At 70.4% G+C, this 14,507-nt stretch carries 17 protein-coding genes and 1 pseudogene; 1 reads left to right on the forward strand and 17 read right to left on the reverse strand.

The features are described from left to right. Nucleotides 1-151: 151 nt before the first annotated feature. Nucleotides 152-634 carry a hypothetical protein gene (locus tag ACLLJJ_RS27800; RefSeq protein ID WP_434587132.1) on the forward strand — a complete coding sequence of 161 codons (483 nt, stop codon included), beginning with the start codon at nucleotides 152-154 and terminating at the stop codon, nucleotides 632-634. A gap of 321 nt (nucleotides 635-955) precedes the next feature. On the opposite strand, the gene ACLLJJ_RS27805 is transcribed toward ACLLJJ_RS27800, so the two are convergent. The 17 genes and pseudogenes from ACLLJJ_RS27805 to ACLLJJ_RS27885 form a co-directional block, all read right to left on the reverse strand. Beyond that, nucleotides 956-2,047 carry a hypothetical protein gene (locus ACLLJJ_RS27805; protein ID WP_434596474.1) on the reverse strand — a complete coding sequence of 364 codons (1,092 nt, stop codon included), beginning with the start codon at nucleotides 2,045-2,047 and terminating at the stop codon, nucleotides 956-958. A gap of 576 nt (nucleotides 2,048-2,623) precedes the next feature. Continuing rightward, nucleotides 2,624-3,127 (reverse strand): hypothetical protein, encoded by a 504-nt coding sequence (locus tag ACLLJJ_RS27810; RefSeq protein ID WP_434596476.1) that lies wholly within the window; start codon nucleotides 3,125-3,127, stop codon nucleotides 2,624-2,626. 156 nt (nucleotides 3,128-3,283) lie between these two features. After that, nucleotides 3,284-5,074: a type IV secretory system conjugative DNA transfer family protein gene (locus ACLLJJ_RS27815; protein WP_434596478.1), complete on the reverse strand. Its 1,791-nt coding sequence runs from the start codon at nucleotides 5,072-5,074 to the stop codon at nucleotides 3,284-3,286. Nucleotides 5,075-5,122: 48 nt separating this feature from the next. Next, nucleotides 5,123-5,710 (reverse strand): hypothetical protein, encoded by a 588-nt coding sequence (locus tag ACLLJJ_RS27820; RefSeq protein WP_267838970.1) that lies wholly within the window; start codon nucleotides 5,708-5,710, stop codon nucleotides 5,123-5,125. 36 nt (nucleotides 5,711-5,746) lie between these two features. Next, the gene (locus tag ACLLJJ_RS27825) at nucleotides 5,747-6,397 is read right to left on the reverse strand and encodes a DUF317 domain-containing protein (RefSeq protein WP_267838969.1); all 651 of its coding nucleotides are present in this window, start codon (nucleotides 6,395-6,397) and stop codon (nucleotides 5,747-5,749) included. 210 nt (nucleotides 6,398-6,607) lie between these two features. Beyond that, the gene (locus ACLLJJ_RS27830) at nucleotides 6,608-7,495 is read right to left on the reverse strand and encodes a DUF317 domain-containing protein (protein ID WP_434596481.1); all 888 of its coding nucleotides are present in this window, start codon (nucleotides 7,493-7,495) and stop codon (nucleotides 6,608-6,610) included. Continuing rightward, the gene (locus ACLLJJ_RS27835) at nucleotides 7,429-7,770 is read right to left on the reverse strand and encodes a hypothetical protein (RefSeq protein WP_434596484.1); all 342 of its coding nucleotides are present in this window, start codon (nucleotides 7,768-7,770) and stop codon (nucleotides 7,429-7,431) included. Before ACLLJJ_RS27835 ends, ACLLJJ_RS27830 begins: the two co-directional genes overlap by 67 nt. A gap of 36 nt (nucleotides 7,771-7,806) precedes the next feature. Then, nucleotides 7,807-8,616 (reverse strand): DUF317 domain-containing protein, encoded by an 810-nt coding sequence (locus tag ACLLJJ_RS27840; protein WP_267838966.1) that lies wholly within the window; start codon nucleotides 8,614-8,616, stop codon nucleotides 7,807-7,809. Continuing rightward, the gene (locus tag ACLLJJ_RS27845) at nucleotides 8,613-8,987 is read right to left on the reverse strand and encodes a hypothetical protein (RefSeq protein WP_267838965.1); all 375 of its coding nucleotides are present in this window, start codon (nucleotides 8,985-8,987) and stop codon (nucleotides 8,613-8,615) included. The genes ACLLJJ_RS27840 and ACLLJJ_RS27845 overlap by 4 nt, the downstream gene beginning before the upstream one ends. A gap of 259 nt (nucleotides 8,988-9,246) precedes the next feature. Further along, a complete protein-coding gene (locus ACLLJJ_RS27850) occupies nucleotides 9,247-9,657 on the reverse strand; it encodes a hypothetical protein (protein ID WP_267838964.1) in 411 nt (136 codons plus the stop codon). Between the two features lie 27 nt (nucleotides 9,658-9,684). Then, on the reverse strand, nucleotides 9,685-10,443 hold the full coding sequence (locus tag ACLLJJ_RS27855; protein ID WP_267838963.1) for a hypothetical protein: 759 nt from the start codon (nucleotides 10,441-10,443) through the stop codon (nucleotides 9,685-9,687). Between the two features lie 29 nt (nucleotides 10,444-10,472). Continuing rightward, on the reverse strand, nucleotides 10,473-11,123 hold the full coding sequence (locus tag ACLLJJ_RS27860) for a hypothetical protein (protein WP_267838962.1): 651 nt from the start codon (nucleotides 11,121-11,123) through the stop codon (nucleotides 10,473-10,475). Beyond that, entirely contained in the window at nucleotides 11,120-11,872 is a 753-nt protein-coding gene (locus ACLLJJ_RS27865) for a hypothetical protein (protein ID WP_267838961.1), read from the reverse strand. Before ACLLJJ_RS27865 ends, ACLLJJ_RS27860 begins: the two co-directional genes overlap by 4 nt. Before the next feature lie 28 nt (nucleotides 11,873-11,900). After that, complete coding sequence (locus tag ACLLJJ_RS27870; RefSeq protein WP_267838960.1) at nucleotides 11,901-12,611, reverse strand: hypothetical protein; 711 nt, start codon at nucleotides 12,609-12,611, stop codon at nucleotides 11,901-11,903. Between the two features lie 32 nt (nucleotides 12,612-12,643). Beyond that, nucleotides 12,644-13,510: a relaxase/mobilization nuclease gene (locus ACLLJJ_RS27875; protein ID WP_267838959.1), complete on the reverse strand. Its 867-nt coding sequence runs from the start codon at nucleotides 13,508-13,510 to the stop codon at nucleotides 12,644-12,646. After that, a complete protein-coding gene (locus tag ACLLJJ_RS27880; protein WP_267838958.1) occupies nucleotides 13,507-13,926 on the reverse strand; it encodes a hypothetical protein in 420 nt (139 codons plus the stop codon). Before ACLLJJ_RS27880 ends, ACLLJJ_RS27875 begins: the two co-directional genes overlap by 4 nt. 116 nt (nucleotides 13,927-14,042) lie before the next feature. After that, nucleotides 14,043-14,369: pseudogene (locus ACLLJJ_RS27885) on the reverse strand (hypothetical protein); the annotation flags it as partial. Nucleotides 14,370-14,507: the final 138 nt, after the last annotated feature.

Genomic DNA, 14,507 nt, shown 5'->3' on the forward strand with positions numbered 1-14,507 from the left:
AATACCCAGGTGAGCGGTCCAGTTCGAGATGCCGTTCGAAGCTGGAACGGCCCGTCTCGTCCGATGTGTGGTGGACATGCCGGGCTGGCAGGTTTTCCCGAAGGGCGCTGAGACAGGTGAAGTAGGGTGCCGCCAACCAACTGGGGGCGGCATGAAGCAGCAGGCATCGACAGGTCCGCTTGCCCAGGACGGGGAAGGGCGACCGAGTCGCCTGCCGCGACGGGTGCTGTTCGTTGTGACGGTGTACCTCATCTGTTTCCTCTGGGGAACCGCCATGCACCTCGTGGATCTGGCAAGTGGTGGTCACAACAGCTATGCCTCTCCTGCACCAGCTCCCATCCGGGTCTACTTCGTCGCTCTGGTCCTGCTCGACCCTCTGGCGGCCGTTCTGCTGGCACGACTTCGGCCATTCGCCGTGATTGTGGCGTGCGCGGTCATGACCGTGGACGTGTCCGCCAACTACTACGTCAACTGGCCGCAGATCTCACAACACCCGGACTACCTGCTCCGGCCCCTCGGGTTGCTGCCGTTCACCCTGTTCGCGCTCTTCGTCGCTGGGACAGCGTCGCCCCTCTACCGGCACCTGGCCCGGATTGCCGGAGCACGGAAGCCGATAGACGACAACGCCGGTTGATGCAGTCCGTCCCATGCTCACCGCGAGCGACGACACCTAGTCTGGCAGCGAACTCCACAAGTCCCGAGAGAAGAGGCAACGACCGTTGCGACGGGGCGCGGAAGATAAAGAACAAGCTCAGTGCCTGTTTCTGAACCTCGGAGCTGGCGGCTTCGGTAGCCTGACTCCAAGGTGGGTTCTGGGCCGAGGTGGTGGCCACCACCTTGAGAATGATCAAGCAGGGTCGGTCCGCCGACCGACTCGCCGGCCCTCTGGGGCTTGTTCTCCATGGACAACGCCCCGCCCGTCCCACTCGCCCCAGCAGTTCCGTTCGCCGAACGGTCACGGTGACCGTTCGGCGAACGCTTCGACGAACTTCGCGTTTCGGACACTGGCGGGCTGACCTGCGGCTTCTGGGTTCAGAAACAGGCACTCATGCAGGCCGGTCCTGACGTCCCGCCCGATCAGGCGCCTGACCTGCAGGGCGTCCACGGTCCGGGTGCTGATGCGCTCCGTTGATCCGGTGTGCACCGTGGGTCGCTTGCGGGGCCACTGCGCGTACGTGACGGTGCTCGTGTGGATGAGGTGCAGGGCACGGTGCTGGGTGGGATTCAGCTTGGGCGGGCGGGCGGTCCGTGCAGGAGCGGCCTGCTGCGTGACGGCTGGGGAGGGATTGGCTAGGGTGCTCGGGTTCCCGGGGGTGTCGAGGGCTCGGCGTCCTTGGTCCGTTACGCGTAGCCGTTGCCCTGTGGCGGGGCTGCCGCTGGCGTCCAGGCGGATCAGGTGCTTGTCCGTCAGCGAGTCCACGGTCTCGGTGGAGATCCGCTCGCCGCTGCCGGTCCAGATCTGGCGGGTGCTCCGGTCGGCTGTCAGGAGGACCGGGTCGTTCGCGATGAGGCGGAGGGCGTGGCGTTCGGCCAGGTTCAGCTCGGGCACCGGGGCGGATTCGGCGGTGCGGGTTGCCTGCCGCAGGCTGGCCGTCTCGGTGAATGTGGCGGCGTTGTGGCAGGCGGCGCGGGCGGGTTTGATTTCGTCGAGGGCCAGTCGGCGGACGGCGGGCTGCGCGGACGTCGGCTCGTTGGCAGAGTCTGGGTAGCTGTCGAGGCGGTGGTACTTGGCCGCCATCGCGACCGCGTCCATCACGTGGGCCGTGATGTCGGAGGAGGTCTTGGCGAGTTCACCGAGGACTTCCACGGTGAGGTGCCCGGACATCGTGGTGTGCGCGTACGGCTGCTCGGCGGTGTGCAGGAGCAGCACGAGGGTGGTGGTGGACAGGCCTTGGGCGGTGGCGTACCAGGAGGCGAGCGTCGGCAGGCCGCCGGATCCGGCGACGGGGCGGGCTCCGGTGAGGAGTTCACCGAAGGCGCCGAGGTCGGTGGACAGGGCGTGGAGGCGCTCGATCGTGCGAGGCGCCTCGGAGGAGAGGCTTTCCAAGAAGGGGTTCCAGGAGGGGTTCGGGCACCGGAGGTGACCACGGCACGAGGCGGGGAGTGAGGCACGGCGTCGGCATGTACGCGGCGTCCGGCGGACGATGCCGGGTGAAGTGTGGGAGAGGGCCTCGTCAGCGGGCTCGGACCGGCCAGGACACGGTGGGTGCGTGCGGGACGGCGGGAGCAATAGGTGCTGCGGCACCGGGGGAAAGAGCGAGGAAGCCGGTGGCCGCGGTCACCCCGGCAGCGGTGAGCGGATGCGGTCCTGGGGCGGGCCCTCGTCGAAGGCCGGCGGCGCGGAGGCAGGCTCGCGTGTGATGAGACCTTTGCCCTCCAGAGAGCGCAGGGTACCGATCCGGACGAGGCCGCTGCGGCTGTGGACGTACTCCCGTGCTTCGCTCTGGGCGACCACGACATGGCCGAGGGCGGTTGCGTGGAGTGCGGCGAGTTCGGCTGTGGCGAGGCCGGCGGGCGCAGTCTGGGCGGTGGGCCGGCGGGCGGCGTTGCGTTTCGCGGGAGAGACCGGTGGCGGAGGTGCCGGATGGCGAGGGGGTCGCGCGACAGGTCGTGGTCGCTCGGGTCAGCGTGTTGCGGGTGCCGGAGCCGTGCTGGTTGGGAGGGGGCGCGACGGGAGCGCCGTGGTGAGGGGGCTGGGCGGTAGTTGGTTGTGCCCTGCTGGCGTGGGCGATGGCGGGGGTATGGGGGTGTTGTGGATGTGCTGGATCTGTTCGAGCCCTGCCGCCGAGAGGTGGGTGAGGGCTGCCGTGTCCGCGAGCCACTGGGCGGTGTGGGCTGGGACGTCGTGGCGCCGGCTGGCCCAGGTGGCCGTGAGATCGAGGATCTCGGCCAGCTGGGGGAGCTGGGCGGCCAGTTCGTGCAGTACGTGGGACCGCTCCCAGTGGCTGTTGGCCGTGTGGGCCGCGTCGAGGAGAGCGGAGAGGGTGGGCGGTTCTCCGGTGGGCTCCTTGGCCAAGCCGTACAGCTCGGCGTGGACCGACCGGGCGATGGCCGGCAGCGGGCCGCCCGATGAGCGGTCCTTGTAGCGGGAGGTGGTCTGGGGGCGGACACGGAAGGAGACGATCACATCCCGGGCCGGGACGTCAGCTGCGATGTAGTTGGCCAGGGCTCGGGTGATGTCCTTGACGGTGGGGGTACTCGATTCGATCGAAAGCTCCAGGCAAGGTCAGGGGGGTGGGCGTGGCGCACTGCGATGGGTTTCGGCAACGAGGCCGGGGCCGGCTTACGCCGCCTTTCCGAAGTCGGTCTTGTTCGGGACGGCCTTGGCGACGGCGCGGTCGGTGATGCCATTTGAGGCGGCTGCGGAGGCGGAGGACAGGGTGTCGGCGCCGGGCTCCAGGTACCAGGGCCGCAGGTCGAGCATGGCGGCGCGCATGCCGGTGGCGAAGCACAACGCGGTTCCCTTGGGGAGGGCGCGGATCGCGTCGGCGGGCAGGATCCGTTCCTGCCGCATGCTGATGCTGGTGGACTTCCCGGAGTCGGAGATGGACGTGGACTTGGTCTCGACGTCGTGGTCGCCGATCAGCCTGGACAGCTTGTCGGCGAAGTCGGGGTCGTCGATGCCGGAGCCGATTACCTTCACGGTGCTGGCAGACCACATGGCGTCCATGCCGGCGTCCCCCCAGACCTTCTGGCCCTGGCGGTAGGACTGCAGGATGGTGATCGGGATGATCCCGCGGGACCCGAGGTGGGAGTACAGGTCGGGGAGGTCGCTGATCTTGCACACGTTGGCGGCCTCGTCGAGGATCGCCAGCATGGGCGGGTCCAGGCGTCCGCCGGCGCGCTCGGCCTGGGTGGTCGCGGCCCGCATCACGGAGTCCGCGCACGCCGCGATCAACGCCGAGGCTCCGCCGCCTCCGTCCTTCGACAGCAGGTACAAGGTGTCCTTGCTGGTCACGAAGTCGGCGGGCTTGAACTCGGCGACGCCCTTCTGCGGGGTGACCCACGCGGCGATCTCGCTGTTCAGGAGCGCCGACGCGTACTGCCTCGCGGTTTCGTAGATGCCGTCACGGGTCTCCGGCGGGCCCTCGACGGTTCCCTTGAGCTGGGCGGCGACCGCCGAGAACCCGTGATCGCGGAGGATGTCCAGGGGCCTGCGGTCGGCGGGGAAGGCCAGCCACTGCATGACGTCGGTGATGGGACGCTCGTCCAGGGCTGCGGCCAGGAACAACTGCGAGAGGATGTTGGATCCGGCCTTGGACCAGAAGTCGCCCTGCTGGGAGGCATCCACGCTCGCGGCGAGGAAGTGCCCGGCCAACCGCCCGGCCCCGTCGAGGGACTTGGCGGTGGCGAGCGGGTTCCACCACATCTCGCGGGCCGCGTGGGCGATCTGCTGCGGATCCATGCTCCAGGTCCGGCCGTCCTCTCCGCGGGCGTCAAGCGTCGCGGTGTAGGCGTCGCCGGCGGCCTTGTTCGAGGTGAGAAGCACGGGGCCGGGGGCGGCGAGGATCGCGGGGATGGCCAGGCAGGTCGTTTTGCCGGATCGGGGGGCCATGATCGCGACCGCGACGTCCTCGAAGCCCATCCGGACCTCGGAGCGGCTGCCCTGCAGGTTGCCGAGCAGGACGCCGGTGTCGGAGGCGTCGATGGCCTTGGCGTCCTTCAGACTCGGCCTCAGGGAGCGGGCCTTGGCGGTGATGGCCTTGGCGAGCAGCGGCTCGATATCTCGCTGCTTGGCCATCCCGGCGACGCGCTTCCTCTTCCCGCTCGTGCCCCTGCGCCGGGACCACCACAGGTATCCGAAGACGGTGAGGGCGAGGAGGACCGCGGCGGGGAGGATGCGGGTGCCGATCAGCAGGGACGTTCCTCCTGCCGCGGGCCAGAGGCGTTCGGGGTGGAGAAGGGCTTCGGCCGGCTGGTAGGGGACCCAGGGGCCGCTGCTGGTGACCCAGGCGGTCGCGTTGCCGCCCAGCCAGGCCAGGGTGGACAGGGGCAAGGCGATGACGAAGGCGCCGAGGAGAGCCTTGAAGGCTATGTCGTAGCCGTCGTTGGAGTTCGGGGAAGGGCTGGACAAGAGGGCGGTTCCAGGGGAAGAGGTCGTGGACTCAGCGGTGGAGGGCGCTCACCGGCGGGGCTTCGCCGGTGTGGCGCCGGGGCCGGGGAGGACTGCCGCGTGGGCGGCGGCGGAAGGACGGGGCTTGGTGCGCCGGATGGCGGTGTCGATGTCGAGGACGGCCTGGCCGTGGAGGGACCATTCGTCCAGGTGAAGCCACGCTTCGGCGTTCCGCGCGGCGAGCGGCCCGTCGTACTCCTCGACCCCGGGCCGCGCGGACGCCGGCAGAGTGGCGCGCAGGTCGAGCCACTCGCCCTGCAGGGTGCTGAGCCGGCCCAGGGCGTTGTACAGGGTGGAGATCTGCCAGGCCCAGCGGGGGTGAACGTGCTGTTCCGGCAGCTTCTGCAGCTGGGCCTCGGCTATGGCGACGAGGTCTTTGGCGTTGGAGCGGATCCGGTTGAAGGACCGCCAGGTGTCGGCGTCACGCCGGGACTGGCGAAATCCGTAGGCTGTCGCGTCGTGGGGCCAGCCGTCGGGGCCGGTGTGCTCGTCGGAGTAGGTGTCCCAGGCGGCGAGGATCTGGTCCGCTTCGCGGATGTAGAGGGCGAGCTGTCGCAGGCCGAGCTCGTGCAGGGCGTGGGGATCGGGATTCGTCACGGGGGCCTTCGGGGTGGAGGTGTCCGTGGCCGGCGGCTACCGGGCGGGCCTGGCCGGCGAGGCGGTACGTGGGAGAGCGGGTGCAGCCGGTGTGGTGGTGAGCCGCGGCTTGGGACGGAGGCGGCGCGCTTCGGCCAGACGCTGCTTGTGTGCGCCGAGCACCTCGGCGCCGATCGCGAACTCCGGGCCCTGGGCGAGGTGAACGCTGTCGTCGATCGCGAACCGGCTGCGCAGAACGGGTGTCGCGGTGGAGACGGCGTCGGCGACGGAGGCCAGGAGGTGAACAGGGGTGTCCTTGTCGAGGTAGGCCCGCCACAGCAGCTGCTCGGGGCCGTACTCGCCGTGATGGCGCGCGGCCTCGAATTCCCATCCGCGGACCCCGAGGAAGGGCGAGACGCGCTGCTCTGCCTGGACGATGCCGTCCGGCGAGGTCAGGGTCTGGGTGCCGGAGCCGTCGGCGGTGTGTGCCCAGCCGCGGTCGGTGAGGATCTCCACGACCGTGGGTGCTACTTCGTCCGATGCGGGCCGCACTAGGGCGTCGGTCAGGCCGGCCACGAGCTCCACCGGGGTGGTGATGCTGAACATTGCGGACCAGTAGCCGGGGAGGAAGTCGGTACTGATCTTCCAATCGTCGTGGCGCCGTGCTGGGTCGAGGACGAGGTGGTGGACATGGTCGGGGCTGGTCATCGTGATCGCGGGGTGGAGCGGGTCGGACGTGGTCGTCCACCCGGCGGCACGCAGGGCGTGGGTGATGTACCGGGGGTCGCCGGGCCCGGCCAGGTAGCGGGGGCTGACTGCCGAGCCGAGCTTGTCGTGGTCGGCGGCGAAGGCGGCAAGTTGCCGGTCAGTGATGGACAGAGCGCGGCTCCTTGAGGGACTGGTCGGGCCCGGCGGGAGTCACCGGCGGCGCCCGGCGGCGACGGGCACCGCCGGGGCCGAACTGGTGACGGGCTGGGTGGTGAGGGCGGTGCGCCGGTGGCGTGCGGCGGTGGCCCGGATACGCGCCAGGCGCGCGGCGTGTTCCTTCGCGAGCTCGTTCGCTTGACGGCCGCCCGGCTTCTGCGTGACGAGGCCGCTGTGCGGGACGTCGAACTCGGCCCGTGCGACGGGACGGGGATCCACCAGCGAGGTGGCGAACGCGGCGGCAAGATGCGGGGCGTTGCCGAGGTGGGCCTCCCACACCGATTCCTGTCCGCCGAGGCCGTCGGGGAGCAGCGCGGCGGCAGTCCAGCCGGGGCTCCAGTTGCTTGGGGTGTTCCACCGGCGTACTTGCACGATGCCGTCGGGATGTTCGGCAAGCTCGTGTCCGCGCTCGTCCCGCACGTAGGTCCAGCCCGCCGCGGTGAGGATGGACCACACGTCGGGGGCAGTCTCGAATACGGGAGTGAGGAGGGCGTCGGTGAATCCGGCGAGGATCTCGACGGGGGTGTTGCCGCAGAACTGGGCGTACCAGTTCTCGTCGTCGCTGGTGCAGCTGATCCGCCACCACTTGGAGTACGACTCGTTCTCCGGCTCCAGGGCCAGGGCATAGCGCTGGTCGGGGCTGGAGAGGATCACGTGCGGGTAGTCCGGGTCGGAGTGGTTGGACCAGCCGGCTGCTCGCAGTGCTTGGGTGATGTGGCGGGGGTCGCCGCGGCCGGCGAGGTGGCGGGGACTGGTCTCGAACCAGATCCCGTTGTGCGGTTCGTCGGCGCGGGTGTAGATGAAGGGCCGCTGGCTCAGGACGCCGCCTCCGGCGCGGTGGCACGGGCCAGGCGGCGGACCTCCCAGTGCAGGGAGTGCCACTGCATGATCTCGGTGGCCGCTTCCCGCAGGGTGGTGACCACCGAGTTGACGTCGCTGCTGTACGGCTCGGCGTGGGTGGCGACGGCTCGGGCGGCGGCGCGCAGGGCGTCGGACAGCAGGATCGGGATGCCGTCGTCCTCGTCGAGGAGCGGTGCTAGCAGCGGCAGGACGTTGGCGGTGGGCGGCTCGGTCCGCAGGTAGTCCACGAGCTGGGCCAGGGTGTCGGTGGCCTGCTCGATCTGCTCCGGGGTGGGGACGGTGACGGGTGCGGTCATGGGGCTCCTCGGTTGTCGTGAGGTGGGCGGGGCGGTTCAATGGCGGGCCTTGCTTCCGCCGGCGGCTGTGTAGGGACCGGCGGGGGTGTGCTGGCGGGGGCGGGCGGCGGCCCAGGAGTTGCGCGCCCAGGTGGCGGCGCGGGCGGCGGTGATCCGGGCCTGCTGCCAGCCCCCGAGTTCGGAGGGGCGCACCGACACCGAGGTGGTACGGATCCACTTCGTGGCGGGGACGTCGCCGCGCGGGCGCATGACCGGGGTCGGGTCCGACAGCGCGGCCGAGAACCCCTGGATGAGGTGCATCGGCGTCGTGGGGGTGAAGACTGCGTCCCAGGTCCGGCCGTGCTCGGTGCGTGCCCCGGCCCACCAGTGCGCCTGGCCGGGTTCGTTCTGCTGGTGGTACTGCAGCCAGGCATTGCGGTCCGGGGATACGGCGGTGAAATGCTGCCCGCGTTCGGTCTCCCACCCGTTCTCCTCCAGCGGAGCCCACACGTTCGGGGCGTGGGCGGAGCGCGGTTTGGTCAGGGTGTCGGTGAACCCGGCGACGATCTCGATCGGCACGGCCATGGTGAAGGTGGCGTGCCAGGCCGGCTGCTGCCCGACGGCCTGGCCGGAGATGGTCCAGCCGCCGGGCATCGCCGTCGGGTCGAAGCCGACCCGTACCGTGTGGTCGGGGCTGTCGAAGACGATCGGGCCGCCCGTGCGGGAGATGTCCTTCCAGCCGGAGGCGCGCAGGTACTCGGCGACGAAGCGGAGGTCTCCTCCGCCGCCGAGGTGGCGGGGCTCGACTAGGTAGTGCTGCTGGGGCTGGTCGGCGGTCGGTCCCCAGCCTGTCCAGGTCTTCTTCACCGGTGCCTCCTGGCGACGAGCGCCGACGGGGCCGGCGGGAGTGTGGCGGCCGTGCGTTGCTGGGTGAGCCGGTGGATGTCCGCTGCGTGGTCGTCGAGGTCGAGGGCGATGTCGTGCAGTTCGTTCGCGGCGCGGCCGAGGGCGAGCCAGACTTCAGGCGGTAGAACGCCAGCGCGCGCCCGGTCCTGCGCGAACCGTGATCCGGTGGCCACCAAGGTGGTCAAGGACCCGAGGACGCCTTCTTCGGGGTCGAGGACCCGGCCCAGGATTCGGGCGGCTTCCTCGGGCGAGGCCACGCTCAGGTGCTCGTTGAGCTGTGCGATCTGTCGCGCGATCTGACGGGCCAGGGCTTCGGGGTCGTAGACGGTCATGCTCCTCCAGGGTGGTCGGGGCCAGCGTCTTGACACCGGGACGTGACCAGGACGCCCGAGGGGCCGGGGGCGAGCGGGGTGTGCCGGCCGGTGGATCCGGCGGTCACGGCGCGCAGGTAGCGGCGCAGGAGGAAGACGGCCAGGCGAGGTCTACGGGCGGGCGAGATCGGCGGCGGGTGGGTTGGAATGTGCGGGATCGTGGTGCTCCGGTTGGTCAGGGAGCCGTTCCCGGCCCGGACGGGCCGGGAACGGCGAGGGGTCAGCGGGAGCGCGGGGGAGCGCTGGGCGGCCCTGGTGGAGCTCCGGCCGGGGCCTGGGTGATCTTGCCCTTGGCCTGCTGGGCTCGGTGCTCGGCCACCGCCTGAGCCCACGCGGTCACGTCGTACACGCCGTCGTCGTAGTTGACGTCGTAGTCGGCGATGAGGAGCGGGAGCATCGCGCGGGTTGCCAGCTGCTTCTGGGCCTTCTCGCTCAGACCTTCAGGGGTCTCGTGCCACACGTAGACGGGGCCGGTGGTCTCGGTGGTCTTTCGTTCCAGGCCGGCGTTGTCGAGGATCGTCAGGAGCTCTTCGGGGGCGTCGCTGCGGCTGATGACGTGGATGGTGTCGGGGTTGCGGGCGCGGCGGTACATCTCGACGTCGGTGCCGGATTCATCGGCCAGGTTTCCCACGGGGATCTCCTCGCGGTGGTGGGTGGATCAGCGGGCAGGGGAAGCGGCGGCCGGGGTCGGGGCGCGCGCGGGCAGCGGCACGGGCGCTGGTGAATGCCGGGCAGGGTGCATGGTGACGCCGACGCCGATACGGGCCAGCTGCTGGGAGACGGTCTGGACGCGGGCGATCTGCTCACGGTCGCCGTAGGCCGCCGGTAGCAGGAACTGCCGGTGGTGCGGGTGGTACTGGAATCCGGCGCTGTACAGGACCGCGGTTGCCTCGCGTACTCCCGTGACGGCGCCGACGGCCCCGTCCGGGTGCCAGGCCATGCTCACCGCCCCGGCGATCAGCGCAGGTTCGGGCCGGCGGGGCACGGGGTGGGCGGTGTTGTGCCGGACCTGGCGCAGCGCATCCTCGTAGCGGGGCAGCAGCCTGCGGCCGACCTGGGAAGCGGCGCGGGCCGGGTCGCAGGGGATCGCGATTCCGAAGGGCTCGGCGACCCCGTGGAAGGCGTCGTGATGGGCGTCCGGCTCCAGCGCGCCGATCATGAACTGGGCCCGGTACAGGGGCCGGTCGAAGACCAGTAGGCGGGCTCCGTCGGGGCGGACGAGCACGGCTTGATCGCCGAGGACGAAGTTCGACGTGGCGTAGCCGACGGCTCCGATGTCCCACACCTTGGATGTGGTCGCGATTTGGTCGTGGTAGGCGGCGTGGCGGGTGTAGGTGCTGGTCCAGGTATCGGGCAGGCGGGCGGCGAGGCCTTCTGCGAAGGCCGCGAGATCGTTTCGGTGGCGTCGTGGAGGCATGGCCGTTTCGGAGGTGGAGTGCGGCGGGTTCAGCGTCCCCGGGTGGGTGGCGATGCCGCTGGGCCTGGAGGTGCAGGCGGCTGCGGGGCGGCCGGTTTGGCGGCGGCGGCCTGATTGCGGATGTACCGGATCTCGTCGCCGCCGCGCGAGAGCCCGCTGGTGGTGCCCATCAGCCGCATCGAGAGGCTTTCCTTGGACAGCGTGCCGTCCGTGCGCTGGCTCCAGGTGGCCCAGGTCGTGATCAGGGTCTGCACCAGGTGGGACAGCAGGCCTTCGGTGGGCGCGGCTACTTCGGCGAGGATCTCGGCGACCTGCTTGTCGTCGGTGGCCTCGCGGGCCCGCTCGGTGAGGTGGTCCAGGTAGCGGTGGGCCGCTGCCCGGTCGCCTTCGGGGGCGGCGAGCGTGTTCAGGGAGGGATCCAGGAAGACGCTGAACCCTGCGAGCAGGAGGGCCTGGGCCGCGGCGGTCGCGTAGTGGCGCTGCTGTTCGACGGGCAGGTCGTGCGGCTGGCGGTGGAAGGGGCCGCGCGGTCCGGGGGCCTCGCGGAAGCGGCCGACAACCTCCAAGATGCCGGCGGCTTCCGGCGTGCAGCTGCTGGTCACCACCAGCTGGGTGCGCGGGTCACGGGTGATGGTGACGTAGTCGAGGATGAGGAAGTCGGGCTCTCCCGCATCCTTCACCGGGATCGGACGGTGTTCGGCACGGCCGGGCGCGGTGCGGGCAGGGGCGTCGTTGCCGGTGTGCCCCGGTGAGGTGCGTTGCGCAGGGTCACGCCGATGTTGAGGGCGCCGAGCGCGGCGCCGGCCGCCCGTACGCACTGTGCCTGGTGCGTGGTGTCGTCGCCGGAGGCGACGTACGTCTGCTGGCCGGGGTCGTGGACGAACCCGTGGGCGGTCAGGATGCCGGCCACGTCCGCGCGGTCGGTATTGGCGGTGAGGTCGCCGGATTCCGTCCAGCTCATCACCAGGGTGTCGGGCTGGGCGGAGGCACGGTTCAGGCGCAGGGCGTTGTTTTGGACCTGGGCCAGAGCGGCCTCGTAGCGGGGCAGGAGGTTGGTGACGATGGCATCGGCGGCCTGCTCGGGGTCGGCGGGTATCGCGATGCCGTCCGGCTCCCGCACCCCTCGGAATGCTTCCGCGGGGGTGTCGACGGGGGCCATGGCGGCTATGAGGAACTCGTCCTCGTAGCGCGGATGGTCGAGGAGGAAGAGGCGGCGACCGTCGTCGCAGGTCAGGATGACGTCGTGCTTCAGCGGGTGCTGGGCGAGGGCTTCGGCGACGTGGTTCATGTCCCAGACGTCGGCGGTGACGCCGTGGCGGTCGTCGTGGGCGGCATGCTGGCGGAGCTCCTGGGTCCAGGTGCCGGGCAGGTTCTGGGTGAGGATGGCGGCGAAGGAGCCGAGTTCGTCGGGGTCGCGGTCGTCGGGCATGGGTTCCTCGGGCGGGTGTCGGGGCGGGTCAGCGGCGGCGGCCAGCCGGGGCGGGTGGCAGGGCAGCCGGTGTGATGGGCGTGGTGGGGATGCGGGCAGGCGCGGGGCAGGGGCAGGAGGCCGACTTCTCCCGTTCGTCGCTGGCGACTTCCTGGGGGCACGGCGCGCGGTGGGGATGTGCTGCCTGCCGGTCGGCTAGCCCGTTGCGGACCTGTCGCAGGTCGGAGGTGATGACGTTGAGTCGTTCGTCGGCCAGGTAGTGCAGCCGTGCGGCGGTGTGCGGGTCGACGGGCTGCCCGAGGTCCTGCAGGAAGTCGGCTGTGGCGGCGAGGACTTCGGCGAGGGCCGCGAGGACACCGTCGTGGGTGGCGGTCAGCTCCGTCAGGGCGTCGCTGACCTCTTCGGTGGTCTCCGCTTCCCGGATCCGGGTCGCGAGATGTGCGACCTGGGCGCCGAGGGAGAGGTAGTGCGGTTCGTGTTGCTCGGTGGCGAAGGCGGTGTCCGCGGTCAGGTCGTAGCCGACGGCTTGCAGGCGGGCCACGGCGCGGGTGGCCAGGCGGATCTCGTCATCCTGGTCGAGGCCGGTAGGAAGACGGTGGTAGGCCTCGTGGCGGCGGACGACAGGGACGAATCCGGTGCGCTCCAGGACGCTGTGGGCTTCCGGGTCACCTCCATGGGCGAGGATTTCACCGGAGTGGGGATCGCGCCGGATAGTCAGGACACGGTGGGCGAGGGCCAAGAAGAGAATGCTTTCTGCAGACGGGTGGCCGGTCAGCGAATCCGGGAGAAACGGTCTGCCGGGAGGTCAGCGGTGAGAGGTACTACGGGGCCTGTGGCAGGGGTGCGGGGCCGACCGGGGATGATCTCGGAGAGGTCGGAATCGAGACCCTGGGTGCGGCGGGCGATCCACTCCAGCTGATGGGCGAGGCCCGGCTCGTTCGAGGACGGGGTGCCCAGCTGCTGGGCCGCCTTCTCCACGAGGCGGCGCGCGGCGTCAAGGTGACGGTGCGCCTCGTCGGACAAATGCGCCACGACGCTGGAGCCGAGCGTCTCGGTGGTGGGCCGCGTCGCAGACAGCATGTCCGCTTTGAAGGGGCTGACATGGTGGTCTAGCGGGGAGAGAAGACCGAGGTCGGCTTCGATGCGTCGGCATTCCGCGGCCAGGACGTGGAGGAGTTGCCCGAGCACGGCCGCCCGGACGCCGTCCTCGCGGATCAGATTCGCGACCAGGTCGAGGCGGTAGGACTGGTCTCGAATGGCGATCCACCTGCACGGCGCCGGGTCACCGGGCGGAGCGATTCCCGAGACGCGGGCGAGCCGATGGCCGACCTCGGACCATTCGGCCGGGGTGAGCACCCGGTCCTTGGGATGCAGACGGACGCTGACATGGAGGATGACGTGGGGATCACCTCGGTATGTGGCAGCGAAGGGGTGCTCCCTGTTGGCGTCGTCGAGGTGCTGGGCCCACTCCACCGAGCTCCATATCCGGTCCTCGTCGGTGAAGTAGTCGAGCAGCGACCAGTGCGCGACGACCGTGCCGTCGGTGGCCAGACCCTCCTGGTCGCTGACGGGCCGGCCCAGCGCCTCGGCGAGCGCGTAGGTGGACGATATGTGCAGCCCCTGCAGTGCGGGGATCATCGGCTGCCAGCCCGGCCGTCGGCGACGTGCACGAGCTGGTTCAGCTCGGTGATCGAATACCAGCCGACATCGACGGGCTCACTGTCGGTGAACTTCGGCACGAGGTAGTCCTGCAGGGCCCGCTGGTAGATCAGGCAGTCGGGGCAGTGCCGGGAGAGGTGGACGAGGTAGCGGGGGTGTCCGGTGATGAAACTGCGGGTACCGCCTTCTGCGTTGCGCAGGCGCCACCCGTCCTCGTTGGTCGGGGTGTGCCAGGACGGGGTGACCACCGTCATGGCGTCGCCCCACAGGATGCCGTCGTCCACTCCCTTGATGACCACGATCCGGTCGCCGGGGGCGAAGTGCTCGTGGGTGATGTCCCGTCCGGGGGTGATCGCATCGGCGGGTATGAACGCGGCGCGGCTGGCGTCGGGCACGGCAGAAGTCCTTCCACGAGAGTGCCGCAGGTCGCGGCGGGTGAAGTACTTCAATGGTCTGGAGAATCCCCGGTTTGGCTGACCGGGGATCGTCGGCTATATATGTCCGCCCACGGCTACCGGAACGGGTTCTCCGTCCCCCGGTCCTCCGCCGTCGCCGCGTCCAGCAGCTCGGGAAGGTCCGTTCCCTCCGCATCGCGCTGGTCGATCCACCACCCGGCCCGGGTGACCGTGCGGATCTTCTCCTCCAGCGCGGCCCAGTCCGCCTCGTCCCAGGTACCGCCCTCGGTGACCAGCGCGGTGTACGCGGCCGTCACCAGCTGGAACCGGGAACGCTCACCCCACGCCAGAGCCCGCTCGGGACCCTCCAGCGGCGGCATATCGAACTGCGTCGCCCATTCCAGCGCGGCCTGCTGTTCCTCGGCACGCTTCGCCGCCAGCCACACGGGAGTGTCATGAATCAGGTGTGGGTCTCCCCGAAGGAGTGAGCCTGATGAGTACGACGACTGATCACCTGATCGAGGGCGTCGACGGCGTGTCACTTGCCGAGGTCGGCGATGGCGCTCAGGGTGCCGACGTGA

This window comes from Streptomyces sp. A5-4 (assembly GCF_051131715.1).
GTDB lineage: Bacteria > Actinomycetota > Actinomycetes > Streptomycetales > Streptomycetaceae > Streptomyces.

Coding starts and splice junctions, on each gene's coding strand:
- ACLLJJ_RS27800 (WP_434587132.1), top strand. CDS start 152: ATGAAGCAGCAGGCATCGACAGGTCCGCTTGCCCAGGACGGGGAAGGG.
- ACLLJJ_RS27825 (WP_267838969.1), bottom strand. CDS start 6,397: ATGACCAGCCCCGACCATGTCCACCACCTCGTCCTCGACCCAGCACGG.
- ACLLJJ_RS27835 (WP_434596484.1), bottom strand. CDS start 7,770: ATGACCGCACCCGTCACCGTCCCCACCCCGGAGCAGATCGAGCAGGCC.
- ACLLJJ_RS27845 (WP_267838965.1), bottom strand. CDS start 8,987: ATGACCGTCTACGACCCCGAAGCCCTGGCCCGTCAGATCGCGCGACAG.
- ACLLJJ_RS27855 (WP_267838963.1), bottom strand. CDS start 10,443: ATGCCTCCACGACGCCACCGAAACGATCTCGCGGCCTTCGCAGAAGGC.
- ACLLJJ_RS27865 (WP_267838961.1), bottom strand. CDS start 11,872: ATGCCCGACGACCGCGACCCCGACGAACTCGGCTCCTTCGCCGCCATC.
- ACLLJJ_RS27875 (WP_267838959.1), bottom strand. CDS start 13,510: ATGATCCCCGCACTGCAGGGGCTGCACATATCGTCCACCTACGCGCTC.